24 protein-coding genes, 1 tRNA gene and 2 pseudogenes are annotated in these 24,584 nt (G+C 53.1%); 14 read left to right on the top strand and 13 right to left on the bottom strand.

All coding sequences use genetic code 11. The features are described from left to right. Window positions 1-84: 84 nt before the first annotated feature. The 4 genes from QQ055_RS03740 to hpnD form a co-directional block, all read right to left on the bottom strand. Complete coding sequence (locus QQ055_RS03740; RefSeq protein WP_286004248.1) at window positions 85-615, bottom strand: tRNA (adenosine(37)-N6)-threonylcarbamoyltransferase complex transferase subunit TsaD; 531 nt, start codon at window positions 613-615, stop codon at window positions 85-87. After that, window positions 563-1,099 carry a tRNA (adenosine(37)-N6)-threonylcarbamoyltransferase complex transferase subunit TsaD gene (locus QQ055_RS03745; protein ID WP_286004249.1) on the bottom strand — a complete coding sequence of 179 codons (537 nt, stop codon included), beginning with the start codon at window positions 1,097-1,099 and terminating at the stop codon, window positions 563-565. The genes QQ055_RS03740 and QQ055_RS03745 overlap by 53 nt, the downstream gene beginning before the upstream one ends. Before the next feature lie 26 nt (window positions 1,100-1,125). Next, window positions 1,126-2,466 carry a S41 family peptidase gene (locus QQ055_RS03750; RefSeq protein ID WP_284474897.1) on the bottom strand — a complete coding sequence of 447 codons (1,341 nt, stop codon included), beginning with the start codon at window positions 2,464-2,466 and terminating at the stop codon, window positions 1,126-1,128. 66 nt (window positions 2,467-2,532) lie between these two features. After that, on the bottom strand, window positions 2,533-3,378 hold the full coding sequence (gene hpnD, locus QQ055_RS03755) for a presqualene diphosphate synthase HpnD (RefSeq protein ID WP_284474898.1): 846 nt from the start codon (window positions 3,376-3,378) through the stop codon (window positions 2,533-2,535). A gap of 110 nt (window positions 3,379-3,488) precedes the next feature. Here hpnD and QQ055_RS03760 point away from each other — a divergent pair, with 110 nt between their 5' ends. Next, window positions 3,489-3,812 (top strand): HesB/IscA family protein, encoded by a 324-nt coding sequence (locus QQ055_RS03760; RefSeq protein ID WP_284474899.1) that lies wholly within the window; start codon window positions 3,489-3,491, stop codon window positions 3,810-3,812. 178 nt (window positions 3,813-3,990) lie between these two features. On the opposite strand, the gene QQ055_RS03765 is transcribed toward QQ055_RS03760, so the two are convergent. Beyond that, window positions 3,991-5,724, bottom strand: a complete 1,734-nt coding sequence (locus QQ055_RS03765) for a putative ABC transporter permease subunit (RefSeq protein ID WP_285963611.1) — start codon at window positions 5,722-5,724, stop codon at window positions 3,991-3,993. A 59-nt stretch (window positions 5,725-5,783) separates the two neighbouring features. Between QQ055_RS03765 and QQ055_RS03770 the strand changes: the two genes are divergently transcribed. The 3 genes from QQ055_RS03770 (at window position 5,784) to QQ055_RS03780 (ending at window position 9,031) form a co-directional block, all read left to right on the top strand. Next, the gene (locus QQ055_RS03770; RefSeq protein WP_286004250.1) at window positions 5,784-6,818 is read left to right on the top strand and encodes a cyclic nucleotide-binding domain-containing protein; all 1,035 of its coding nucleotides are present in this window, start codon (window positions 5,784-5,786) and stop codon (window positions 6,816-6,818) included. 50 nt (window positions 6,819-6,868) lie between these two features. Continuing rightward, window positions 6,869-7,759 carry a carbon-nitrogen hydrolase gene (locus tag QQ055_RS03775; protein WP_284474902.1) on the top strand — a complete coding sequence of 297 codons (891 nt, stop codon included), beginning with the start codon at window positions 6,869-6,871 and terminating at the stop codon, window positions 7,757-7,759. 420 nt (window positions 7,760-8,179) lie between these two features. Beyond that, complete coding sequence (locus QQ055_RS03780) at window positions 8,180-9,031, top strand: GIY-YIG nuclease family protein (RefSeq protein ID WP_284474903.1); 852 nt, start codon at window positions 8,180-8,182, stop codon at window positions 9,029-9,031. 32 nt (window positions 9,032-9,063) lie between these two features. Here the strand turns inward: QQ055_RS03780 and QQ055_RS03785 are convergent, their stop codons facing one another. Next, on the bottom strand, window positions 9,064-9,285 hold the full coding sequence (locus QQ055_RS03785) for a rhodanese-like domain-containing protein (RefSeq protein WP_286004251.1): 222 nt from the start codon (window positions 9,283-9,285) through the stop codon (window positions 9,064-9,066). 176 nt (window positions 9,286-9,461) lie between these two features. On the opposite strand from QQ055_RS03785, the gene QQ055_RS03790 reads away from it, so the two are divergent. From QQ055_RS03790 to QQ055_RS03800, 3 genes are read left to right on the top strand one after another with little or no spacing between them, the layout of a single operon-like run. Then, window positions 9,462-10,244, top strand: a complete 783-nt coding sequence (locus QQ055_RS03790; RefSeq protein WP_284474905.1) for a glycosyltransferase — start codon at window positions 9,462-9,464, stop codon at window positions 10,242-10,244. Between the two features lie 16 nt (window positions 10,245-10,260). Beyond that, a complete protein-coding gene (locus QQ055_RS03795; protein WP_284474906.1) occupies window positions 10,261-11,049 on the top strand; it encodes a polysaccharide deacetylase family protein in 789 nt (262 codons plus the stop codon). Further along, window positions 11,046-12,311, top strand: a complete 1,266-nt coding sequence (locus QQ055_RS03800; RefSeq protein ID WP_284474907.1) for a glycosyltransferase family 87 protein — start codon at window positions 11,046-11,048, stop codon at window positions 12,309-12,311. The genes QQ055_RS03795 and QQ055_RS03800 overlap by 4 nt, the downstream gene beginning before the upstream one ends. Here the strand turns inward: QQ055_RS03800 and QQ055_RS03805 are convergent. Next, on the bottom strand, window positions 12,287-12,631 hold the full coding sequence (locus QQ055_RS03805) for a DMT family protein (protein ID WP_284474908.1): 345 nt from the start codon (window positions 12,629-12,631) through the stop codon (window positions 12,287-12,289). The two genes, QQ055_RS03800 and QQ055_RS03805, sit on opposite strands and share 25 nt — an antisense overlap. A 133-nt stretch (window positions 12,632-12,764) precedes the next feature. On the opposite strand from QQ055_RS03805, the gene QQ055_RS03810 reads away from it, so the two are divergent. Both QQ055_RS03810 and QQ055_RS03815 read left to right on the top strand, forming a co-directional pair. Further along, the gene (locus QQ055_RS03810; RefSeq protein ID WP_284474909.1) at window positions 12,765-13,217 is read left to right on the top strand and encodes a protease inhibitor I42 family protein; all 453 of its coding nucleotides are present in this window, start codon (window positions 12,765-12,767) and stop codon (window positions 13,215-13,217) included. Window positions 13,218-13,235: 18 nt separating this feature from the next. Then, complete coding sequence (locus tag QQ055_RS03815; RefSeq protein ID WP_286004252.1) at window positions 13,236-13,751, top strand: protease inhibitor I42 family protein; 516 nt, start codon at window positions 13,236-13,238, stop codon at window positions 13,749-13,751. On the opposite strand, the gene QQ055_RS03820 is transcribed toward QQ055_RS03815, so the two are convergent. Next, complete coding sequence (locus tag QQ055_RS03820) at window positions 13,748-14,626, bottom strand: helix-turn-helix transcriptional regulator (RefSeq protein WP_285963613.1); 879 nt, start codon at window positions 14,624-14,626, stop codon at window positions 13,748-13,750. The genes QQ055_RS03815 and QQ055_RS03820 overlap by 4 nt on opposite strands. A gap of 121 nt (window positions 14,627-14,747) precedes the next feature. Between QQ055_RS03820 and QQ055_RS03825 the strand changes: the two genes are divergently transcribed. After that, window positions 14,748-15,503 (top strand): phytanoyl-CoA dioxygenase family protein, encoded by a 756-nt coding sequence (locus QQ055_RS03825; RefSeq protein ID WP_284474913.1) that lies wholly within the window; start codon window positions 14,748-14,750, stop codon window positions 15,501-15,503. A gap of 230 nt (window positions 15,504-15,733) precedes the next feature. Continuing rightward, window positions 15,734-15,809, top strand: a tRNA-Phe gene (locus QQ055_RS03830). A 22-nt stretch (window positions 15,810-15,831) separates the two neighbouring features. Here QQ055_RS03830 and QQ055_RS03835 read toward each other — a convergent pair. Further along, window positions 15,832-17,871: a hypothetical protein gene (locus QQ055_RS03835; protein ID WP_286004253.1), complete on the bottom strand. Its 2,040-nt coding sequence runs from the start codon at window positions 17,869-17,871 to the stop codon at window positions 15,832-15,834. 157 nt (window positions 17,872-18,028) lie between these two features. On the opposite strand from QQ055_RS03835, the gene QQ055_RS03840 reads away from it, so the two are divergent. Continuing rightward, window positions 18,029-19,156, top strand: a complete 1,128-nt coding sequence (locus QQ055_RS03840; RefSeq protein ID WP_284474916.1) for a GntR family transcriptional regulator — start codon at window positions 18,029-18,031, stop codon at window positions 19,154-19,156. A 67-nt stretch (window positions 19,157-19,223) separates the two neighbouring features. Then, a complete protein-coding gene (locus QQ055_RS03845; protein ID WP_286004254.1) occupies window positions 19,224-21,554 on the top strand; it encodes a glycosyl hydrolase family 95 catalytic domain-containing protein in 2,331 nt (776 codons plus the stop codon). A 2-nt stretch (window positions 21,555-21,556) separates the two neighbouring features. Here the strand turns inward: QQ055_RS03845 and QQ055_RS03850 are convergent. The 4 genes and pseudogenes from QQ055_RS03850 to QQ055_RS03865 form a co-directional block, all read right to left on the bottom strand. Further along, a pseudogene (locus tag QQ055_RS03850) lies at window positions 21,557-22,266 on the bottom strand (M20 family metallopeptidase). Window positions 22,267-22,292: 26 nt separating this feature from the next. After that, complete coding sequence (locus QQ055_RS03855; protein ID WP_286004255.1) at window positions 22,293-22,703, bottom strand: M20/M25/M40 family metallo-hydrolase; 411 nt, start codon at window positions 22,701-22,703, stop codon at window positions 22,293-22,295. 99 nt (window positions 22,704-22,802) lie between these two features. Beyond that, window positions 22,803-23,198 carry a PIN domain-containing protein gene (locus QQ055_RS03860; RefSeq protein ID WP_284474920.1) on the bottom strand — a complete coding sequence of 132 codons (396 nt, stop codon included), beginning with the start codon at window positions 23,196-23,198 and terminating at the stop codon, window positions 22,803-22,805. Next, on the bottom strand, window positions 23,185-23,430 hold the full coding sequence (locus tag QQ055_RS03865) for a hypothetical protein (protein ID WP_286004256.1): 246 nt from the start codon (window positions 23,428-23,430) through the stop codon (window positions 23,185-23,187). The genes QQ055_RS03860 and QQ055_RS03865 overlap by 14 nt, the downstream gene beginning before the upstream one ends. A 176-nt stretch (window positions 23,431-23,606) precedes the next feature. Between QQ055_RS03865 and galE the strand changes: the two are divergent. Then, window positions 23,607-24,580 (top strand): annotated as a pseudogene (gene galE / locus QQ055_RS03870) (UDP-glucose 4-epimerase GalE). Window positions 24,581-24,584 lie beyond the last annotated feature (4 nt).

Here is a 24,584-nt window from a genome sequence, read left to right on the forward strand (position 1 = left end):
CGCGCAAATTGCCCGGGCGCTCGCGCAATTTGCGCCAGGCGGAAAACGTTCTTTCCTCACCGGCGGAAAAGTGAGAAGGAAAATTCAAAAGCCCAAGTTTGGCGCGATGTCGTCATGGATGCCGTCGGACAAGCCTTCATGAGTGGATTCCCACGCCGCCACCAGTGCGATCATGGCCGCATTGTCTGTGGAAAAATGCGGCGGGCAAAGGTGAAGCAACAACCCCGCGCGCGCGCATTGACCTGTGAAAAGCTCGCGCAAACGGGAGTTGCACGACACTCCGCCGGAGACGGTGACGGTTTTTACCCCTGTCATCAGGGCCGCCCGAATCGTTTTGTCCACCAGAACCGTGCAAATGGCCTCTTGAATTGAGGCGCAGAGATCGGCGCGGTGTTCGGCGGCAAAACCCTCCGGTTGTTTCGCCAGAAAGTAACGAACCGCGGTTTTGAGTCCACTGAAGCTAAAGTCGAAATTCGCGTTTTTTGAGAGCCCACGCGGAAAGTCATAGGCGTCAGGACGGCCATCGCGGGCGTATGTATCCAGCAACGGGCCGCCCGGATAATCAAGCCCGAGGAGCTTGGCCGCTTTGTCGAAAGCCTCTCCCGGCCGCATCATCGACAGTGGCTCCGATTTTGCGGTGGGAGCCCGCGGATTGCGCGTGAAGGAGGATGGTGTGGCCGCCGCTGACGATCAGGCTGACATTGGGGAAGAGATTCTCCGGAGCAATTTGCCCGGAGAGAATGGGCGAGAGCAAGTGCCCGTGCAAATGGTTGACGCCGACGAATGGTTTGTCCAAGGACACACTCAGGGCTTTCGCATAGGACAGTCCAATCAGGAGGGAACTGGCCAATCCCGGCCCACGGGTGGCCGCCACCAGAGACAGGTCAGCGGGGGAAAGGCCGCTTTGATCGAAAGCCTGTGAGACCAATTGGTCGATGATTTCGAGATGGGCGCGGGAGGCGATCTCGGGAACCACACCTCCGTAGGGCTGATGCCGCGCAATTTGTGAGGACACCAGATTGACCGCCACACGTCCGGATTCATCGACGATGGCCACGGAGGTTTCGTCGCAGGAGGTTTCAATGCCCAGAACGTTCATTCGGAAAAACTTCTCCCACGGGTGGGTTATTTATTGGCCGTGGGTGGCGGAGAGGAAGGGGAACCCGCCACGGGGGCATGGGCATTGGCGCGATTGGCAAAAATTTGAATCCCGCGAATGACATCTTTGGCCCGTTCCAACTGTGTGTCAGTGGGTTTTTTGCGTGGAGAGGCGGGGGCATTCTCCTCAAATGACGGCATCCGGGAGAGGATCAACTCGCGCTCTTCCTGCTCGGTGACAGGAACGATGATGTCCGGAGTCACTCCGTTTTCATGAATGACCCGGCGATTCGGGGTGTAATATTTTGCCGTGGTCAGGCGAATGGCGGAACCATCCTCATTGGGCAGGACACTCTGCACCGAGCCTTTGCCGAAACTGGTCTCGCCGACGACAATCGCGCGTTTGAGGTCTTGGAGGCATCCGGCCACAATCTCGCTGGCGCTCGCGCTGCCCCCATTGATCAGCACAGCCACCGGATAGTCCGCGCGTTTTTTGCCACCCTTGGATTTGTAAACCTGGCGATTGGATCCGTCACGTCCCTCCGTGGAGACGACCGTTTGTTCCGCCGGGATGAATGCGCTGCAAATGTCCACGGCTTTATCCAGCAGACCACCGGGATTGTTGCGCAGGTCGATAATGAGTCCTTGCATCCCCTGCTTTTCGAGTTTGTCCAAAGCGGTGGAGAATTCCTTGTCGGTCGGATCGTTGAATTGGGTCACCCGGATGTAACCGATTTTATCCTCCGTGAGGGGAAATTCCTTTTTGCCATTCATGTCCTTGACACTGTCGACTTTGATAATCTCGCGGGTCAGGTCGTATTCTTGCATCTCCTTGGACTTTGGGTGAAAGACCGTGATGGAGACTTTTTCACCCGGATTGCCCCGGAGTTTTTTGACCACATCGCCCAGCTGCATGTTTTCGGTTGTTTTTCCGTCGATTTTCACAATGCGATCCCCCGGCATCAGCCCGGCGCGCGACCCAGGGGAGTCCTCCATGGGACTAACGATGACGATGGCGTTGTCCCGCACACTGATGACGATTCCGACTCCGCCGAATTCCCCTTGAACCGAGTCACGCATGTCACTGAAGGTTTCCGGCGCCATGAATTGACTGTGCGGATCAAGGGACGAAAGCATCCCTTGCAGGGCCGAGTAGATCAGGTCTTGATAGGTGACTTTATTCCCATCGACATATCCCTGACGAACTGTTTCCAGCACGCGGGTGAAAAGCCGGATATTGGCGTAACTGTCATCTTTTTGGGCGGACGAATCCTCCACGGCGCTGATCAGATTGAGCTTGAAGCCCAAAAAGAGATTCACAGCCGTCAGGGCAACGATCGCAAAGGTGATGCGCGTCCATTTCATCATGATATAACAACGTATCTTAGCCGAAGATTCGATTTAATCCAGTCGAATTCACGGGAAAAGGGCGGTTCAGCGACAGAAGAGAAAAGTGCGTGTGATCAGCCACAGCTTGTGCCATTTGCACAGGGAGACATCCTTGCGCATGACTGGAAAATTTTCGGTGGCCAGTTTTTCAAGGATTTTGTGATAAACCGCGCGCATGGACTCCGCCGCCACCATGGCCCGGCGATCTTCCGGTGCCAGATGGGATTTTGCCTTCGCGTAGTATTCCTCGGCGCGCTGGCATTGGAACCGGGCCAATTCCAGAAAAGCGGGGGTTTCCTTGAAAGCCATCAGGTCGGACTCAGGATAGTTGAAACGGGTTAACTCCTCTTGCGGGATGTAAATGCGGTCATTGAGGGCGTCTTTTTTGATATCACGAAGGATATTGGTGAGTTGAAAGGCCAGCCCGAGGTCGATGGCATATTGTTTTGCGCTGTGATTGCGGTAACCGAAAATTTCAATGCTCGTCAACCCCACCACTGAGGCCACGCGGTAACAATATTGGCGCAGATCCTCAAATGTCCCATAACGCTTGATCGTCAGGTCCATCTCGACACCCTTGATCAATTCGTCGAAGTAATCTTTTGGAATCGTGGGAAATTCATGCAGAAGCAACTGGATGTCACGCCCGAGAGCGGTGGTGGCGCGTCCCTCATAACACCGGTCAATCTCGATGCGGCATTCTTCCAGTTGCGCCTTTTTCTCATCCAGACTTGTGGCCGTGTCATCGGCGATGTCATCGACCACACGGCAAAATGCGTAATAAACCGTCATCCCCCGTTTACGCGGGGGTGGGAGAAAGGCGAAACAAAAAGCGAGATTGGAGCCGCTTTTTCTGGTAATTTCGGTGGAGCTGAGTTCAAGATAATTCACAGGGTCAGCCGAGGGTAGACAAAACCATGGCAGGAATGAATTGAAAAATCTTGTAACAGGAGTAATTTAATCTTGTTTAATGAAACGCAATCTCATAACTCTATCCACCTATGCAAGCCACACAACAAGCGTTTGACCAGATTCAAGCCATGAAGTCCGAGCAAGGGATGCCCCCCGAGAAAGCTTTGCGCATCGCCGTGGAGGACGGGGGGTGCAGTGGCAGGCAATACGTGATCAAGTTCGACGACATGAAGGATGACGACATTGTGGTGGGTGACGATTTGGCCACACGAATCATCGTTGATCCGGTCAGCCACGAGTTGATCAAGGACTGTGAAATTGATTATGTGGACACGCTCTCGGACACCGGTTTCAAAATTCGCAATCCTCTGGCCAAGCGCAGTTGCGGCTGTGGCAAATCTTTCGAAGTGTAAGTCGGGTCAGCCGGAGCAATTTGCGCCACGAAAAGGCGCAAAAATCACTGGAGGAAATGAACCCCCCCGGATTTTCCCTGATTGGTGGGCTGGGCTCCTGTCCGGCCCACTTGTAAAAACTCCGCACGATGAAATGCGCTCTTCGTGTCTTTGCATGAGGCAAATTGCGTGGCTGTCTTCAAAGCTCCAGACGGGAGGCTTTTTGGAAGGCCAGCCACAGGGGAAGAGCGATGCAAAGCAGGCTTAAAAGCAACACGATGCCCAGTCCGGCGAATTGAAGAATGCCCGGCCATCCAGCGCCGACTTCCGCCAGACGCCCGGCGATGGTGACCTGTGAGGGCAGGGCCAGACAAGCGATGCAGATGGCCACGTAAAGAAAAGTCAGCACCAGACACAATGTGCCACCGAAGCCTGAAACGATTTTTGCGGGATTATCCTCCTTGAAATTCGGGTAAAGGACTCCCAGACCCACCGACAGGCTCGACAGGGCTGCCGCCATGAGAATGATCACCAGAAGAAATTGGGCGGTTTGCCATAGAGGAAGGGACAGCACCAGGCAGGAGATCAGAGTGAGGCCAGCCACGATGACCGTGCTGAAAACCATGCTCGTCCAGAATTTCTGCCAGATCACCCCCTTGAGCCCGACCGGGGACAGCCCCACCAGCCAGAGACGGCGGCCTTCCAGACTGAACTGGGGAAAGACAAACCGGGTCGTGAGCGTGCCCAAGGTCATGGAGCAGGCGGCGAGATTCATATGCGCGATGAAATGACTCCAGAATCCGGTTTGCACGTCGATCCGCATTTTTTGCAAATTGAGAACATAGATGCCCATAATCCCGAAAAAGACCGCAAATTGCAGCCATTGTTGCGGGTCGCGGAAAAACGTTTTGGCATCTTTCCATGCAAGCGCTGCCGCTGGTCCTCCCATGAATGGACGGAGCAGGGGATGGAGCAGGTCGAGAATGGACCAATCGGGATGTCGGTTGGCGGTTTGATTGGTCGTCCACGGCAGGCGAAAACGCTGTGAGCGGGTGTGAACGCTATTCCATGCGATGGCATACGCCCGGGACAGGCAGGTGAATGACAGCATGTTGAAAAAAAGCGCATTGCTGGTCAGCAAAAGAAAGTAGTAGAGGGTATTCGAGTGAGCCCCGTCCAGGGCAGACAGCAGACCACGGGAGAGCCAGTAACCCGGCCAAAGAGGGTGGGTGAGGAACCGGGTATTGTTGAGCAATTGGCTCATGATATTGGTGGTTTTGAGCGCGTCCACATCCGGGGGGGGGCTGGTGAAAAGTGAGATGCCCAAAGCAAGCATGAGACCAATCCAAGCAGACAAAAGAATCGCGAGCACAACCGGATAACGGGACAACCAGATGAAAAAGAAAAGCAGGCAGAGACCAAACACCCCGCAGAATGCCACAAAAGCCGCCAAGAGAAAGGGGAGCCAGAGATAATACCCCCACGGCGCCTGATAGACATGCCCGTAGGCGATGGCCAATGGAATAAGGAGAAACACAAAGGCCCACGAGGAAAGGGTGATGGCCTCAATGGATTTCCAACGGAAAAGCGTCTCATGCGACAGGGGATGGGGGAAAAGCCAAATGGTTTCCTTGTTTTTGAAAAGGGTGGTATATCCGATCACCGCTGTGCTGATCATGAGCATGACCATCAGAATGCCGAAAGTCACAAAAACCATTCGCTCCAGCACGATCGTGCCCACCAGGGGGAATTGCTTGTAAACATAATCCAGAGCGCGGTAGCTCATGTAATAGGCTCCCCCGAGGTAACAGAGGCAAAAACCGGCGATGACTGATGCCATGAGTTTTGAGGCGCGGAGCAATTCGCTCATTTTGCGCTTCATCAACAGATGGCTGGTGCGGGTGGCGAGATGAAAAAAACGAAGGGTTTCCATGGCGTGTCCGCTTCCAGAATGCCGAAATGAAAAACTTTTTCAAAAAGAATTAAAAATCTTTGGCAGAGCGGGGATTTTTGCTTAGTTTTGCGGGGTATGTCAGTTATACGAACAGACGCGACTTTTTTTCTTTCTGCACATCGCTGGATTTGAACAAGCGGCGGATGCTCGGGCAGTTGTCCAAAGTCATTCATTTCCCCCCGAATGTTCTGATTTTCAAGCAGGGTGAGCCGAGTGACGCGCTCTACATCATTAATAAAGGGGTTGTCGAAGTTTACATCGAGAGTCAGGATGGCAAACGCAAACAATCCCTGGGGTATCTCTCCCGTGGTGATTGTCTCGGTGAGATCGGTATTCTCACCGGCGCTCCGCGTTCTGGCAACGCCCGCACCTGCGAGGCGTGCAGTCTCCAGTATTTCTCGGAGGAGAATTTCTACAAGATGATTGAGGTCGTCCCCAGCTTTTTCCATTACCTTTCCACATTGCTGGCGGAACGCCTCCGCAAGACCTCGCACATGGCGCTCATGAACAGCAACTGTCTGGAGCTGAGCGGGAACTTGGCGAATTTTGATCTGGTGACCCTTTTCCAGACGATTGAACACAGTTCCAAGACTGGGGAACTGAAGATTTTCGACGCGAACTCCAATGAGATGGGGAAATTCTTTTTTAACAAAGGCACGCCGACCCATGCCCGTTTCGGGCGGTTGAAGGGGGTTCAGGCTGTGTGGCAGTTTTTCCTGGTGCCGGATTTGGAGGGGAATTTCGCCTTTTACGTGACTGACACAGCCTCAGAAATGGACACGGAGCTGGAGAGCCAATACAGCACGACAGAAATCCTGATGAATGCGCTTCAGATGCGGGATGAATTTCAGGAAATGAGCGCTCTGGACGAGGACTCCATGCAGCCTTTCATACCGCTGGGTGAGAGTCTCAGTGTGGTGGACAATAAATACGGGGCGGTTCAGGAATCCGTTTTTGCCTCCTTGAAAATCTCTCCCAAAACAGTGAAACAACTCTGTGAAGAATTGCCCTACTGCGAATATGATGTTTACTCGGCTGTGCAACGTCTGGTAGAAACCGGGCAAATCAAGTAAGCATTCACCCATCGCCTGAGATGCTTTCAAAGGAGAAAGGTTTTTTTCGTATGTCCCGCAAAGTGAAAATCGCCGTCATGCAGACGCATGCCTCTGTCTCACTGAAGGACAATTTGCAACGCCACTTGGCGTTGGCGCAAAAAGCCGCCGAGGTGGGAGCCCAGATCATCTGCACGCAGGAGATGTTCACGACCCAGTATTTTTGTCAGGAGGAGAATCACAAGTATTTCGATTTTGCGGAAGCGATTCCCGACGGTCCGAGCACCCGGGGTTTTTGTGAGCTGGCCAAAAAACATGGGGTGGTCATCGTGGCGTCCCTTTTTGAGAAACGCGCTCCGGGAGTTTATCACAATACCGCCTCCATTATCGATGCGGACGGCGCTTATCTGGGGAAATATCGCAAGATGCACATTCCCGACGATCCGCTTTTTTATGAGAAATTTTATTTCACCCCTGGTGATCTGGGGTTTAGGGCGTGGCAAACGAAATTCGGGAAGATCGGTGTGCTCATCTGCTGGGATCAATGGTATCCCGAGGCGGCGCGCCTGACGGCGATGCAGGGGGCGGAGATTCTTTTTTACCCCACCGCCATCGGCTGGCATCCCTCCGAAAAAGCCCAATACGGACGCGCCCATCACTCTTCGTGGGAAACCATTCAGCGCTCCCACGCGGTGGCCAATGGCTGTTATGTCGCCGTGGCAAATCGCATCGGTCACGAGATTCTCGACGGCGTGGGCGGGGACGGGCTGGAATTCTGGGGTCAGAGCTTTGTCACGGACACCAGCGGTCAGATTCTTCAAAAGGCAAGTGTGGACAAGGAGGAGATTCTCATTCAGGAGCTCGACCTCGACACCGTGGACACCGTTCGCACCCACTGGCCATTCCTCCGCGACCGCCGCATCGACGCCTATGGAGACCTGACCAAAAGGCTCATTGATTAAGACAGCGAATTAGATCGGTTCCCATACTGACATACGCTGTATCCTGAAGGGATTTTGATCTTATAGCCCGGGGTTGCTCGTGTTCATCACGAATCTACCCCAGGGTAAACCCCAAGCGAACGATCCACCCTGAAGGGGTTGCATCCAAGGGTGCGCAATTTGCTCTGGAACGTCCAATATTCAACCCCTTCAGGGTTGATGATAAATGGGGGAATGTAACCCAAGGTAGCCCCGGAAACACCGGGGCAACCATTGGGCTATAGGATGGAATCCCGTTGGGATAGGGGAGAGGGAAAAAGGCGAAAGTTTCAAGTCGTAAGATGAAAAATCAGGATAATGATTGTTGGAAACAGCTTTTGACTATTGAGGATATGACTTGTAAAAATTGAAAAAAGACTAAACCTGAAAAAATGAGAATATATGCCAACGGCCACTCTGAAAATATTTCTTTCCTACGGCGACCCTAAGAGATTAAGGACCGCAGAATTATCGAATTGGAATGGGAAAGCTGTATCCGGACCGAGGAGTGAATTTGAAAAGATTATTGAGCGTGATGAGTCGCGAGGCTCAGGTGTTTACTTTCTGTCAGGCATTGATCCAGAGACGAATAAAAGCGCGATATATATTGGTGAAGCTGAGTGTATAAGAGAACGTATAAAGTCACATCTTTCAAAAGACTTTTGGAATAACATTACATTTTTTGTCACAAAAGATGAAAATTTGACCAAGGCTCATGTTAAATATCTTGAAGGTAGATTAATTGAAATCGCACGGTCATCTGAACGAGCAATTGTCATTAATAATCAGAGTAGTGGAGCAAAGCTGCCTGAGTCAGACCGTGAAGATATGGAGGTTTTTCTTGAAAAAATTCAGCAAGTACTCCCAGTGCTTGGTGTGGATGCTTTTATTGATAAATCTTCAATGGTGTTAAATAATCAACATGAAAGAGAGCTACTCTATTGCAAGATAAAGGGATTAATTGCAACAGGCTATTTGACTCCGAATGGGATTGTTGTTTTAAAGGGTTCTCAGGCGGTCTTAAAGGAGAGAGATTCTGCTCATAAGTGGCCGAGCGTACTAACTCAAAGAAATAAGCTTATTGAGGAAAATGCTCTTGTGGAGAAAGAGAATTCTTATGTGTTTGTGAAAGATGTCGAATTTTCCAGTTCTAGCACTGCCGCCGCCGTAATTCACGGTGGCAGTGCCAATGGATTAATATCTTGGACAAACAATGAAGGTGTTTCACTCAAAAATTTACAGAGTGTCAGTTAAGCTTTGTTACCCAGTTCTTAATGATAATGTCCTCAATGCACCGGCATGGTGGGGTCGATCTTGGAGGCCCAGGCCCAGATGCCGTTGTGGATATTCCGCGATTTTTTGAATCCGGCGTCCTGGAGCATTTTCACGCCTTGGGCGCTACGCTGGCCATTTTTACAATAGGCGTAGATTTCATCGGTTCTGTCGTGTTCGTGCATGCGTTTGGGAGGGCGCCCAAGGGAATTTGGACGGAGTTCAGAATCGGGCAAGTACCGTATTCATGCTTTGAGGATATGTGATGAGAGCATGAGGGATGCCTGATGCAAGGATGATTGGGGAAATTTCGCATTGAACATCCCTGATTCGTTTTTTCTCTTCAGTGACCATGATCTTCAAAAGAAAAATGTTTCCCGTCCGGGGAGGTTTCCAGTAAGAGAAAAAGGATATGCCACAAACTGTCCGGGTGATCCTCCCCGTTTACAATGAAGCCGCCATTGCCGCCCGAGTCGCCGCAGAGGTGGTGGCCTTTGCGCGGGGTATGGGCAATGACTGGCATTTTGTCTTTGTCGATGACGGTTCGACGGATGGAACCGCCGCAATCCTGGCGGACTCTCTGGCCGCAGAACCCACGAGCCGGGTGAAACTCCTTGCTTTGGGCGAAAATTACGGCAAAGGGCAGGCGATTGAGCGGGGAATCGAGGGGGCAACGGAAGACATAATTGTTTTTACCGACGGGGATCTGGCGTATTCGCTTGATTTGATTCCGGAATTTGTCCGGGGACTGCTCACCCATGAGATTGTGATCGGTTCCCGTGATCTCGCGTATGCTCAGGCCCGCCGGGAAGGGCGGGCCTTGCCTCCGGGAGCGCCCGCCTTGCGACGCAGGATCGTGGGAAGGGCTTTTAATCTCCTGTCCCGAATGGTTCTGGGCCTGGGATATCCCGACACGCAGGCGGGCATCAAGGCTTTTCGGCGGGATGTGGCAGTGGACCTTTTTTCGGCGCGCCAAGTGCATGGATTCGGATTCGACGCGGAAATCCTTTTCATTGCCGCCAAACGTGGCTATACCGTGACTCAAATTCCAGTGACAGTCAGCGCGAATCACAATTACAAAATGTCCAAAGTCAAAATCCTGAAGGACGGCGTGCAGACTTTGCTGGAAGTCATGCTGATTTTTGTCAATCACCTGCTCGGGAATTATCGCACCCGGCGCAGGAGAAACAGTTAACCCCCCCCACACATTTATGGAACCCCTGATCAGTTTGACCTTCGATGTCGAGGAATTCGACGTCATTGAGGAATTCGGCGGATCCATCCCCGCTGATGAATTCTATTTGCCCAGCCGACTGGGCTTGGACAAATTGCTCCCGTTGCTCGAACGGGAGAAAATCCCCGCCACCCTTTTTTGCACGGCGGCCTATGTCGAAAATCAGACCGCGCAAATGGCGCGGGCGCTCGAAGCGGGGCACGAGATCGCCTCCCACGGACTCAAACACTCCCGGCTGGATGAGGGTGACCTCGCCGCGTCAAAAGAAAAAATCGAGTCGCTCTTGGGAATCAAGCTCCAAGGCTTCCGCGCCCCGCGTTTTGCCGCAGTGGCGCCCGCGCAAATTGCGCAGGCAGGCTACGCTTACGACTCCAGCATCAATCCGACCTGGCTGCCGGGCCGATACAATTACTCCACATGGCCGAAGACTCCCTTTGAGCATGGGCAGACCATCGAGATTCCCGCCTCGGTGACGCCGATGCTGCGTTTTCCGCTTTTCTGGTTGTCATTCAAAAACCTCCCGCTGGGACTCTACACTTCGATGTGCCTGCGCAATTTGCGCCATTACGGTTTTCTCAATCTTGTTTTTCACCCGTGGGAATTTTCCGATCTGACGAACCGCCGCCTGCCTTGGTATGTGAAACGCATTCATGGCGACGCCCTGCTGGCGAGGCTTGAGTCCCTCATCGCATCACTCCGTCCCCACGGGCAATTTGCCCGGCTGGACAAGCATCTGGAGCAATTTGCCAAGCCAGTTCCTGTATGAGCAAGGAGAGAGTTTACCGATTTTTCTGGGGGGAGAAAGCCGACACTTACGCGTGGCGGTTGTGGTTGCTCTTTTTTGCGGTGATCGCATTTCTGGCCTTTTTCCAGCCGGCGAAACGGAATATCACTCATCACTATAATCAAGCCGCCCGTGACTGGTGGAAGGGCGAGGACATGTATTCGCTCAAAGGCGCGGGGTTCCTCTATTTTCCCCAGTCGGTGCTCGTTTACACGCCCTTTGCATGGCAGGATTTTCCCGAGGATCGGGAGGAGTTTAACCGGCAGCCTTTGTCCGAAACGCTTCTGCCGACTCTTCCGCTGCGAATTGCGGAAACGCTCTACCGGGCTTTTGCCTTGGGGCTTTTTGCGTGGGCCATCTGGCGCATGTGCGAGCGGTTCAAGCCCGACGCGCGGACATTGAGCCTCTTTGCGCTGGTGACCGTGCTGACGATTCCCGCCTCCACGACGGCGGGGAGGAATGGGCAATTCAACATGCTCTTGTCCGCGTCGATGATTCTGGCCGCTGTTGAAATCTCCGACCGACGATGGTGGCTGGCCACCGCATGGCTGATTTTGGGCGTGATGATCAAACCCCTCGGCATGGTGCCGCTCCTGCTTTTCGGCGCGCTTTATCGGCCGCTGTGGTGGCGGTTACCCGTCGGGTTCGCCGCGTTTTTTGCCCTGTCCTTTGTTCACTATGATCCGGCCTATGTCGTGCGGCAATGGGAGATGTGCATTGAACAGGTTCGCACGGCAAGTCTGCCACCGAGCAACCATTTCGACGACATCGCGGCGATGTTCCGCACGTTTGGGCTGAATTTTCCCGATGCGGCGTGGTTCCCTGTGCGCGCGCTTTTTGCACCGCTGACCCTCCTGCTGGCATGGCGGCTGACCCGCATTTATCCCCCGCGCATGGCGGCTTTTCTGGTGGCCGCAGCGGCGGCGGTTTATCTCATGCTGTTTAATCCGAGGAATGAGACGAATTCCTTTTTGATTCTGTCACCTTACATCGCCCTTTTTGCGGCGGTGATTTGTCGGGAGAAAGGCCGGGGCCGACTTTTCTGGCTGCTGGCTTTTCTCTGCATCGGATTCGGCTCGGACACTTACGGGGACATTTACAAAGTGACCAAGATTTGGTTCAAACCCCTTCTGGCCTGTGTCTTTTTCGGTGTGTTGACCTCCTGGGCCATTCGTCGTCAGGAGATTCTTTTCGCTGCAAAATCCGCTCCCGCCAGTGACTACGCTGAGCGGAAAATAAAATAAACCGCGCCCATCAGGCACAGCCCCGCCCAGACATAGTCGAGTTTTACGGGTTGATGCATGTGGAAAACCGCAAAAGGAACAAACACACTCAGCGTGATAACCTCCTGCAGGATTTTGAGCTGGGGCAGGGTGAAAACTGTTGCCCCGATACGGTTGCCGGGCACTTGCAGGCAGTATTCAAAAAAGGCAATGAACCAACTGACCATGATGGCTGTCCACAGAGGTTTGTTGCCCATGTGCTTCAGGTGCCCATACCAGGCAAATGTCATGAAAATATTCGACAAAACCAAGAGGATGACCGTGGAGAATGTGGCGTTCATATTTCTTGGGGTTAAAGGGCTTTTTCCCCATCGTGACAAGAGGGAAAAGGGATTCCCATTGAAAATGTCACATGGGGGCAAATTGCTCCGGTGGCCTTGAATTTTTTTTGGTTTCGGGTTACAGAATCATTCCATGAATCGCATTTTATTCGTTTTTTTGATCGGGACGCTGATTTTTGCCGGATGCCAGTCCGCGCATCTGCCGCAGGGATCCAGACGCACGGATTTGGCTCCCGCCGTCACCGGACGGCCTGCCGTGCAGTTGGACGGTTCCAGCGGGGCATTCCACTCCAATGTCCGCCAGGGCCAGTCCTTTTCAGTGACCTTGCCCGGTGGAGAGGCGGAAGGGTATGGAGGATTTGAATGGATTTTGCGCGACAAGGAGGACTTTGGCGTGGTTCGGCGCAACGGCGAGAGAACGTTTGTCGAGCCGTCGGCGGACTTGATGGTTCCGGCCTATTATGATTTTCCATTTGTGGCCGTGGCCCGCGGGCAGCAAACCTTTGTGTTTGACCTGATACGCCCAGGTATTGGCGCGCAGAGCCCGACACGAACCGCTGTGGTCAATATCATTGTCACAAATTAAGCCTCATTCACCCCAACCATGGAGCCATTTGCTTCGAAAGAAAAATCGATGAACCAAAAAATCCTGACTTCATTCTGTTGTTTCATGGCCTTGTGTTTGCTTGCCGCATGCACAGAGGAAAAACCGCTTGCTCTCGAGGAATCCGCCCCTCCGACACCGGCCCCCGAAGTGGCGCCGGACGCCCAGATCGTGATTGATCTCGGCGCCGGGGAGGGGAGCAAAGAAATCACGTTAAAGTCTGATGAGAAATTCGTCGTTCGTATCGAAGGAAATCCGACAACGGGATATTCATGGGTGCATCCCGCGACACGGGATTTCCGCGTGGCGATTCCTGACGGGGCGGAGCAATTTGTCCCGGCGGAGGAAACAGCGGATGGGCGTGTCGGAGCGCCCGGACATTTTGAGTTCCCATTCAAAACGGTGGGGCCGGGAAGCAAGAAATTGATTTTCCGTTATGAGCGCCCATGGGAAAAGGATGTGGAGCCTGCCCGTGTGGCGGAGTTGACTGTCACAGTGGAGGAGGCATCACCCTAGAGTGTTGACTTTTGTCCGATGGCCATGGGGTTGTGCATGCGGAATGCCATCGGGGACATGCCGGTTTGCTGCTTAAAGACTTTTGAAAAGTGGTAGGGGTCGGGGAACCCGCATCGCGAGCCGATTTCCCCAATGCTCAAGGCCGAGGTGATGAGGAGTTCCCGCGCCTGGCCGATTCTGTGCCTGAGAAAATATTTTTTCGGAGTCAATCCGGTGTGCCGCCTCAAGGTGCGTGTCATGTGCTCAGGACTGACCCCCGCCATGCGGGCGAATTCATCCACCCGATCCCCGCCCGTGCGGTTTGAGGCCAGATAACGGTCCAATTCATCAATGAGGTCTTTGCCGTAGATGACTGGTCGGGTGTCCGACTCCTGATGTTTGTGGATGACATCCACGACGAATTGGAAAAGAGCCATGCCCTCGCGTTGCTGTTTGAGAAACGCTCTGGAGCCGGTTTCGCCCATGGCCCGAAAAAGGGATTCATAACGTTCGCACAAGATGCCCGTCCATTTTTGGGGCACGGGGACATTGAAGACAGGCAGGGTGATTCCGAATTGCGCCGCGAAGGAGCGGAACCCTTCCCCCCGATAGAGAGCCCAGTAGAAGTCCCAGGGTTTGACGGCGGTTCGCCAACCATTGCGGATTTTTCCCTCGGGCAGAATCGTGATGCTGTGGGGCTGGTCGTCGTGTTCGGTCTTGTTCCAACTGTATCTTCCGGAGCCGTTGACTGTCAGGAATATCGTGCTGGCAAAATATCCATTCGGAACAGTGATTCCGTATTTTTCATCCACATGAAAATGACCCGCGCAATGGAACCATAACCAAGCATTCTCCGGCGGATCGGAATAAGCTGTATTGTAATGAATGGAATTCATCAGAAAAATACAAATAAATGTCTGTTTTCTCAATTTCAATCAAAAATGCAGTGTGTTTTATTCCATAAGAAATTTGAAAAATACAAATTGACAAAAATAACCCCACACACGGAAGTCCCCTATGCCCCTGTCAAAAAATCAACTCTTCTCCTATCACGAACTCGGCTGGGTCGTTGTCAAAGATGTTTTTGACAAGGCCACGGTTGAGAAAATCCGGTCTGAATTTCAAGGGATCGATGGGAAAATCGCGGTGATGAGTCTTGAGGAGCATGCAAAAATGGGAGTGATTGCTTCATGGGAGCCGGATTTGCCCGAAGGGCATCCGAAAGTCATTCAGCAGCTCATGGGCAGTGACAATATCTCCCCCACGTTGCACTCCCTGATTCGGAGAAGGGATATCGTGGACATGGTTGAGCAGATTCTCGGGCCGGAGATCGAGCTTTACCACTCGAAGCTCCTGCGCAAGGCGCCCGGTGTTCCGGGATTCTTCCCCTGGCATCAGGATTACGGCTACTGGCATTTCGGAGAAAAAATGCCCGCGCAGGTCAATATCGCTTTTGCCATCGAACGGCAGACCATCGCCAATGGATGTCTCAACTATGTGCCCGGCAGTCACAAGATCGGATTGCTCAACCATTTGAATTTTGGGGGCGAGTCTTTCGCCTGGGGATTGTCAAAGGACTTTGATCAGTTCAATGCGATTCCGGTGGAATATGAGGCCGGGGACATTTGCATCTTCGGTTCCTTGGTCATTCACGGATCGGAACCCAACCGCACGCCTGAACCCGCCCGGTTCAACACGGTCGCTTACAGCGTGACCCGCACGCACAAGGACGAGAACGCCCGTTACGAAGTGCTGCGCACGGCCAAAGCATAAACAAAAAGCATTCGTTTTTACCCTTTTATCATTCTCCCCCCATCCGGACAATTTGCTCCGGGCGTGGGGATGTTTTTTTGGGGGGGGCGCATTGGAAAACTGTTCGGGTGTTTTCGTTGCTGGAGAAAAACGCCTCCACACATCAAACGAATCTGAAATTGGACAAAGCTGATATTTGTCCTTGCGTCCCGACGTGCTTTTGCTTTGATAGGTGGCTCGCAAGAGCGCAAGGCACTGTAGCTCAGTTGGTAGAGCAGCGGACTGAAAATCCGCGTGTCGCCGGTTCGATCCCGGCCGGTGCCACCACTTTTTCCCCTCTCGGATTGAATCAGGCTTTGCTTTTATAAAGGCGATTCTTTTGGAAACTCGTCCCGCATTGCTCCCCTGAAAAAACGTCCGTCCAGCCAGCGCCCGCCGCTTCAAAGTCTTGGAGGGCAAAAACCAAGCGTGTGCTGCAGGGCGCATCCCATTGAATGCCACGGATATCAGGCAGAATGGTGCGTTTTTTCATGAAGACAACATTTTCGCGGTAGGCTTTGAATAGCTGTTTGATCAGGGCGACATTGTCGGCATTCCACTCCTCCCGTGGAACCAACTGAAAATGCAAGGGCGGGATGTGTTTATTCGCGACCCAGTCGAAAAGTTTATCCACACTTTTTTGGCCCCGGAGAATCTCGAACTCCTCCTTTTCATGCAGTCCGATGCAGGATTGATATCCGTAGGTGGATTCCAGTCCCGGTTGATAGTAATCGCCGATCATGCACAGGGAAGAGTGGTTGGAGAATGCCACAATCGCCTCGGGGCGCAGGTAGAGGCCTTCATTGGAGAAATCGGCGTAGAGCTGGGCGTGTTTGTCGAATTGCACATCGAGATCATTTCCGTAATCCACATGCCACCAGCCGAGATTGCTGTAACTGTCCCAGAGGAATCCGCCCAAGCCGGTTCGACGGCAGATGCCCAGGATTTTCTCCCGGCTGTATTCATACATCGGTGTGTTCCAATTCAGGGGAGCGCACTCAAAGTAACCGGTGTCATAGGCGGCGCGGCGTCCGGATTCTTTCACAGCGTAAATGCCCCCATAACCTTTGCCCATTTTCTGGTCGCGCTCATAGGTGCCGCGCGTCGTAAAATGCGAGCCGATCCAGCTGATTACACGCACGCCTTTGGCGGAGGCCCGGTCACAGAGGCCTTTGAGCGCTTCCTCCCCCCCGCGAATGGCGGGAACGCGCCACTCGGTCGTGCTGCACATATTGCCAAACTGAAAATTTTTCAGGCCCGCGTCCCGCTGTGTTTCCTCGGGGATGAGTTTGTTGAGTTCCTCCTGGATGGATTGTTCGTTTTCCCAGACCGGGTCGATAAAGATGTATTCCGCGTCAAATTCCGCCGCCGTTTCCAGGAGTTTCTCATAGGAGGTGTCGAAGTGGAATCCGACCCAGTTATTCTGGTCGAAATTCACCTTTACATCCTCCTCCTCCTTCATGCCGAATTGAGCGCGGGCCTTGGTTTTTTCCTGGTCAAAAACACGGGTCCAGACATTCGCCGCCGTCACGTCGTCCAGATCGTCGGCGCAGAAAAGGATCGTTTTGGGGTTGGTGGCGTGGGTGGTGGTTTGTTTGAAAAAATGAAAGTCGAGATGTCGCACCCAGTCTTCACCCTTGTTGCTCTCCACCAGCGAGCGAATGAGGGAGACATGGTCGAACCATGCCAGCAGACAGCCTTTGGAGCCGTACTGAAAATCGTATGCCGGCAGGAGCGACCAGCGGCCCCATAAATTTCCCGGGAATGCCACGGCAAATTGCTCCACGAGTCCGCCGGTGGAAAAGACCCCGTCTTTGGAGAGTTTCACACGCGGGGGATGAGACCAATTGCGAATGCAGATACTCAGATCGTCGAGATTGCCCCCGATTTCCCAAGTCTGACGATCAAGAAAACGGTGAATTTTGACATGAGGACTGAGAAACTCGAAATGGTATTTGAATCCGTGAAACGTGTGCCCTTCAAACACCACCGGATCGACAGCTTCAAAAACAAGATGCAAGGGAATCTCCAGAGGATCGCTGTCCCATGATTTGTCCTTGAAAACCAGATCGCCCGATGAGTCCCGGCGTTCGCGAAAGATGGTGTCCGGGTCGCTGATGGCGGTGGTTTTGAGTGTGATGCGTTTTTCGGACTGGTCGATTCCATCGAATCGGAATGACCGGAAGACTTCCCCCTCGTAAGTGTCAAACCATGGGAGGAAACGGTTTTGGGGATTTCGCAAGGGGATGTCACAGATGGTGACTTGGCCGATGCTTTTGAGAAATGAATCCTCAATCACAGGGGTGATGCTCAGATGATCGAAACGAATGAGGGGAGTGGATGTGGACATGGGGAAAAATTTCATCCAGCATTAATATCCGCGCGGGCAAGATCAAGAAATAATTTATACGCTTAATCGACTGCTGGAGAAGAGGTTTATCGTTGAGATCAAATTTCTTCTCGGCTTGGCCGCCAGATGTTGTTACACATACGAATTCCCCAAACGCATGATGAACCATTCCTTACCCTCCAAAGGTGAAAAAGTTTATGAGAAAGTTCGCGCTTATCTCCAAGCTTTCATTTCCAAAAATCCGGCCGGATCGAAGTTGCCGACGTATATGGAGTTAAATCAGGTGTTGGGGGCGAAACAATCGGCGGTGGAGAGGGTCTTGCAGGAGTTGAGTTATCAAGGGTTGATTGACCGCAATCCGCGCCGCGGCATTTACGTGTCCGAACAGGCCAAAAAATCATACATCGGAGTGGTCTTTGGCTATGGCATCATGGAGCCTATCGCGTCGCCTTTTTGGAATTTGCTCATGTTGAGCCTGCGCACAGCGCTGTTGCAACGCGGATATGAGGCGAAAATCTATATCGAAAACAATGACCTGCTGGGATACAAGGATGCCCGTATGGCGGCCCGCGAGTTGGTTTCTGATATTGAAAGCGGACGCCTCAAGGGCGTGATCATCGGTCAGCCGGGTGTTTATCATCAGTTTCTGTCGGAGGCTGTCGAACGCACCCGCAAACCGGCGGTGAGTTTGTTTGTGCGCATGGCAGGAGCTGATTGCTTTTCCATTGAGTTGGGAAAAATGATCTATCAGGGCATTGATGAGTTGGCAGGGCTCGGGGCGCGCCGTATCGCCGTGATCGCCCATGATTTCTTCTGGACGGGATCACCTTTGACAGCGGAGATGTTATCCCCCATTCAAAACTATTTGTCCCAAAAGGGGTGCGCCTCCGATGAACGCTATTTTTCCTGTTTCGAGGCCTCACGTGTCATACGGCGGACACATCAGGAGACGGGAGCGGAGGTTTTTCGTTTGATGCTGGAGCGATTCACGCCTGAGGAGTATCCTGACGGCATTGTGGTCACCGACGACATGACGACGAGGGGCATCATGCCGCTTTTGGGAGACTACCAGTTGTGGCCGGGGAAAAATATTCATATTGCCAGCCTGGTGAATAAAGGTTCGCCGACCCTGATGGGATTCGAAGACAACATGGTGCGCATGGAGATCGACCCTTTTGAGATTGCCCAACAAATGGTGAGGGCACTGGAAGAACGCATGAATGGTCGTCAGGATGACCGGGGACATATCTACGAATATAAAATCGATCGCGCTGTGAAAAAATAAGTGCGGTAAAAGGCTTTTACAAAAACACACCAATCAAGCATATCACGCAAAAAATATTCATACATATATGCAAATTTCCAGTTTTCACGATCATCCGGTTCATCAGCAATCCCATGTCATGACGAGTCCCGCATTGGATTGGGTCGATGGACATATCTTGGGCAATGGCGATATCGGGGGAGTCGTTTGGGGAACTCCCGAGAGTTTGAACATAGGAATCAATAAGTTCGATGTTTGGAATCTGGATCATCCGTATCCCGAGCATGGCAATCAGGTCACGGTTGCTTTCCCGAAAATCTTGGAGGAATTCCGAAAAGGGAATCCGGATTTCATCAGCGCAGGAAAGACTCTTTATGCCCACGCCCATCAGGTTTTTCAACAAAGCGCCGGGATATTGCAGATCGAACTGCTCAAAGGTCAACCGCTCAAGGCCATGCGACAGACTTTGGATTTTGCAAAGGCAACGAGTGTTTTTGAGGCGATTCCCACGACCTGCGGATTCATGTGGGGTCAGGATTATCAGCCTGTCCGGTGTGAAACCATTATTCATGCGGCTCGGAATCTCCTGTGTGTTCGATTGAGCAGCGGGGTGGCTCGAACCATTCGCTTTTCGCTGTCCAATCACTTGGCGCAATGGCCCTCCGCTGTTGCATGGATGCCATACGGTCAGGATGGCGCTGTGCTGACTCAGCAGTATCATTCGTCAGGCTCGTATGCCATTGGATTGCGGGTCATGAGCGCGCAAAAGACTTTGACCATTCATCCCGGAGCCGCAATGGGAGAGATTTCATTCGGAGCGGAGGCCGGCGATTGTTTTCTCTTTTTGACCTGTGAATCTGACCGGACAGCGGAGGGCGCCACCGAAAAGGCAACACGAAGATTTGCCACTCTCACCCCCGCCGAATGGAATGGAGAATGGCTGGCGAGCCATCTGGAGTGGTGGAAAAATTTTTGGATGAAGTCTGCGGTTGAATATGATGATCCGGAGATTGCCCGCCTCTGGTATATGGGGTTGTATGCCCTCGCATCCTCGACCCGCCCGCACACCGCACCCCCGCATTTGCAGGGCATTTGGAATCACTACACGATTCCACCTTGGCACACCGATTATCATTTTAATGTCAATGTGCAGGAGTGCCATTGGCCGGCGGCTTCATCCAACCATCCCGAGTGTGAGCGGGCCTTGATGGAGAGCTTGACGGGTTTGTGGAGAGACCATTTCAGGCATTTTGCGCGGGAAAACTTTGAGTCTCCCGGCCTCATGATTCCTTTGTGTTCAGACCGTCTGGGCCGCAGTTTGGGGGGATGGGCTTTTGATGCGGAATTTTCCACAACGGCTTGGCTGGCCAAACATGTCATTGATCACTGCGAGTTTACAGGGGACAACCGATTCTTAAGCGAAAAAGCCTATCCTTTCCTGCAAGAGGTGGCCGATTTTTATCTGCATCACATCGGGCGCGATGAAAATGGCAAAAGCATGCTCGAATTGTCCCATTCCCCGGAACAAAATTGGTATCGTGATGATCAAAGCACCTATTTTATTTTCGGAAAAAATCCAGCCATCGATGTGGCTTTCGTGGGGGAATTTCTCTCTGGTTTTCTGAAGCTGAGTGAATGTCTTGGGGTGGCGGATGAACGGGTTCGGCAAGCCCGTGCGCACCTGCAAAATTGGCCGGAGATTCCGACTCTGAATGGACACATCATTGAGTATGAGATTGGCTATTTTCTCGACGGCCATCGTCCGGGACATTTGTCCCATTGTCATCGTCATCCGAGCCGCTTGTCGGCGATTTTCCCCTGTGGCCAGATCGGGTTGCATTCCGCCCCGGAGCGCTTGGAGATGGGGAGGCGTTCCTTGAAGGAATTTCAATCCTATGGAGACTCAGATTTTTCAGGCTGGTCCTACACGTTTCAAGCCTGTCTGGCGGCCCGGCTGGGGATGCATCAGGAATGGGAGGGGGCATTGAGGATTTTGATTGATGACTTTTCATTCAAGGGAATGCTCACCAGTCACAACAGCATGCGCAGCCAGTGGGGCCCCTTGTTTCAAATTGAGGCATTGATGGGCGCTCCGGCGGCATTAAATGAGGCTTTTCTGCAATTTGCGCAGGGGCAATTGCGCGTATTCCCCTGTTTGCCACCGGGCCGGAGGGCCGCATTCCATCAGCTTCGCACCTCCGGGGGGCTTTTGGTGTCCGCCCGTCATGACGGAGTGGAATTGCGTGAAGTGACTCTCCATGCGCTCAGGAGCGGGGAGCTGAGAATGGCCAATTCATTTGCCGACGGAGAGTTTCATGCCCGCAACCTGTCCGGTTCACCATCTTGCATTCGACAGGACCCCCACTGGATCAATCTGAAATTTCAGGCTGGGGAGTCTGTGAAAATGACGCGGGGGTGAGGTTATTCTGTCAGGAATGACTTGAATACCTCGACGCCTTTTTCGAGTTCCTTGATCTCGATGAATTCATCTTTGGTGTGGGCTTGATTGACCGACCCCGGCCCCCAGGCCACCGCGGGAATGCCGTATTCGGAGCAAATGGCCGCATCGCAGAACCACGGAGCGCCGACGAGTTTGCCGCGCCGGGCGATCCGGCGGCTCACGGTGGCGAGACGTTGGACATGGGCATTGTCGGGATTCGTGTAAAGTGGGGCGCACAGACGTGGCGCATCGATGCGGACATCGATTTTTTTGTTTTTGAGTTCCCGCGCAATTTGCGCGGGGAGTTGCCGGGCATTTTGCTCCGGGACGAGGCGGAAATCCACCCAGGCCTCGGCGTGGTCGGGAACGATATTGACCTTGCTGCCCCCGGTGATCGTGCCGACCGAACAGGTGGGTGCGCCGAGGGTTCGGTTTTTGATTTTTTGCAGGCGGGGGAAGAGGTCTGTCTCAAAGTGGGTCACTGCGCGGGCCAGTTCGTAAATCGCGTTTTGCCATTGTGCGGCTGGGAGCTGTGAACCGCCTTGCCTTTGGCGGTGAGCTTCGCCCAGAGCGCGCCTTTATGGGTGTAAACGGGGTTCATGTCCGTGGGTTCACCCGCAATGGCAAAGTCGGCTTTGATCCCGGATTTCATGAGGTGGCGAATGCCGTCATTGCCCGCCTCCTCGCCCATGACCGCGGCGAAGACGACCTCGTATTTCAGCGCGGCGGGATTTTTTTCAGGATTTCAGTCAATGCCCAGAGCATCGCCGCCAGCGGGCCTTTGGTGTCGGAGGAACCCCGTCCATAGAGTTTTCCCGCTTTGATTTTCGGGTCAAAAGGCGAAATGGTCATGCCCCCGACGCTGACGGTGTCAATGTGCGGGCAGAGAATGATCCGGGGCAATTTGCCCCGCGCGCTTTTTGTGGAGCCGATCACATTGGGGCGGTTCGGATAAACTGTCTGGAGTTTGGTGTCCAGCCCGATGGAGGAAAAGTAGTCTGACAGATACCGCGCAATTTGCGCCTCGTTGGCCTGGGCGCGGGGGACACCGGGTTCCCCGTCCGGATTCACCGAACAAATGGAGACGAGGTCTTGCAGCAAATGAATGACGGAGGCAGGTTTTTTCATGGCGGGGCACACCCTAGTGCAAATTGCGCGGGTTGACGAATAAAAACATTTTCCTGCGCGACAACCGGGCCGTGGCTCGGCTGCTCTGCCGGGGGTGGATCACTCGGCCCAATTTTCCAGGGACAATTCCCGGATTCTTTTGAAGTGCCGGGTGTTGTTTGTGACCAGAGTCAAATGATGGTTCAATGCCGTCGCAGCGATCAGAAGGTCGAAATCATCAAGCTTTTCCCCCGATTTTTCGAGGGAGGATTTTAACTCAGCGAATGTTTCCATCACAGGCGGGGTCAGGGGATGAACCGGGTAAATGTCCGTCATCTCGCGCACGAGTGCGAGGTTTTTGATGGGGGCGGAGGATTTTCTGGCTCCATGGAGCAATTCCCCAAGGCTGATGACCGACAGGCTTTTGGGGAGGGAATGATGCCGCCGGAAATTCTCGACGACGGGAGGGAAGCCTTTCAGGGCGAAAATCAGGATGTCCGTATCAATCAAAAACATGTTTGGAAGGTGTCCGGTTTTTTCGTGAGGAACGGATGGATGAGGCAATTTGCGCCGCGCTCCTTTTGTCCTGCCATGCGCCTGTCAGCCGCAGAAAGGCGTCGTCAGCGCGGGCTTGATCAGGATGAGTGTCCGACAGGTGGGATTGAATCATGTGGATCACCTCATGGCTGATGGAGCGGTTCCTTGCCTTGGCTCTGGCTCCGAGAGCCTGATAGAGCCGCGGATCCATTCCTTTGACCTGTAGGTTCGACATGGATGCAAGATGGCATGGAACTCATGAAAAAACAATCCAAAATCATGAAATGACTTTTTTTTGGATAAATGACAAAAACGGGTGACAATGATTTTTTCACAGAGCAAATTGCTTGGCAAAGGGGGTGTGATCGGGTGCAATCGGGGGCCATGATGAAAGTATTTGTCACAGGTGGGGCGGGTTATATCGGGAGCATTTGCGTCGAGCAAATGCTCGATGAGGGGCTTGAAGTCGCTGTTTTCGACAATCTCTCGGAGGGACACCGTGCGGCGGTCGATCCCCGCGCGCGGTTTTATGAGGGGGATTTTGGCGACGCGGCGCAAATTGCGCGGGCCTTGCGGGAATTCAAACCGACGGCGATCATGCACTTTGCGGCGAATGCCCTCGTCGGTGAATCCATGACCAACCCGGCGAAATATTTCCGCAACAATGTCGGCAATGCGGTCAATCTGCTGGAGGCGGCGGTTCATGTCGGCGTGGAGAAATTCGTCTTTTCCTCGACCTGCGCGACCTACGGGATTCCCGAGCGCGTGCCCATGGACGAGAGTCTGCCCCAGCGTCCGATCAATCCCTACGGTGAGTCGAAGCTGATGTTCGAGAAAATCCTCGCGTGGTTCAGCAAGTTGCACGGGATCAAGCATGTGAACCTGCGTTATTTTAATGCCGCCGGGGCCACGGAGAAATTCGGCGAGGATCACCGGATCGAGACCCATTTGATTCCCAACGTTCTCAAAGTCGCGCTCGGACAAAAAGAGCATGTTGAAATTTTCGGAACAGATTACGAAACGCCCGATGGCACCTGCATTCGTGACTACATTCATATCGTGGATCTGTATCAGGCGCATCGACTGGCGCTTGATTACCCCGAGAGTGATTTTTTTAACCTCGGCACAGGCCAGGGAAACAGCGTTCGTGAAGTCATTGACACCTGCCGCCGGATCACCGGGCACGCCATTCCGGTCAAGGAAGCCCCCGTCGTCCGGGAGATCCGCCCCGATTGGTGGCCAGTGCGGACAAGGCGCGGGAGAAACTGGGGTGGAAACCGAAATTTGACAACCTCGACGCGATCATCGGCAGCGCTTGGAAATGGCATGTGAAAAATCCACACGGTTATTCCAAGCAGTAGAAAG

The sequence above is a fragment of the Geitlerinema calcuttense NRMC-F 0142 genome (genome assembly GCF_030285425.1).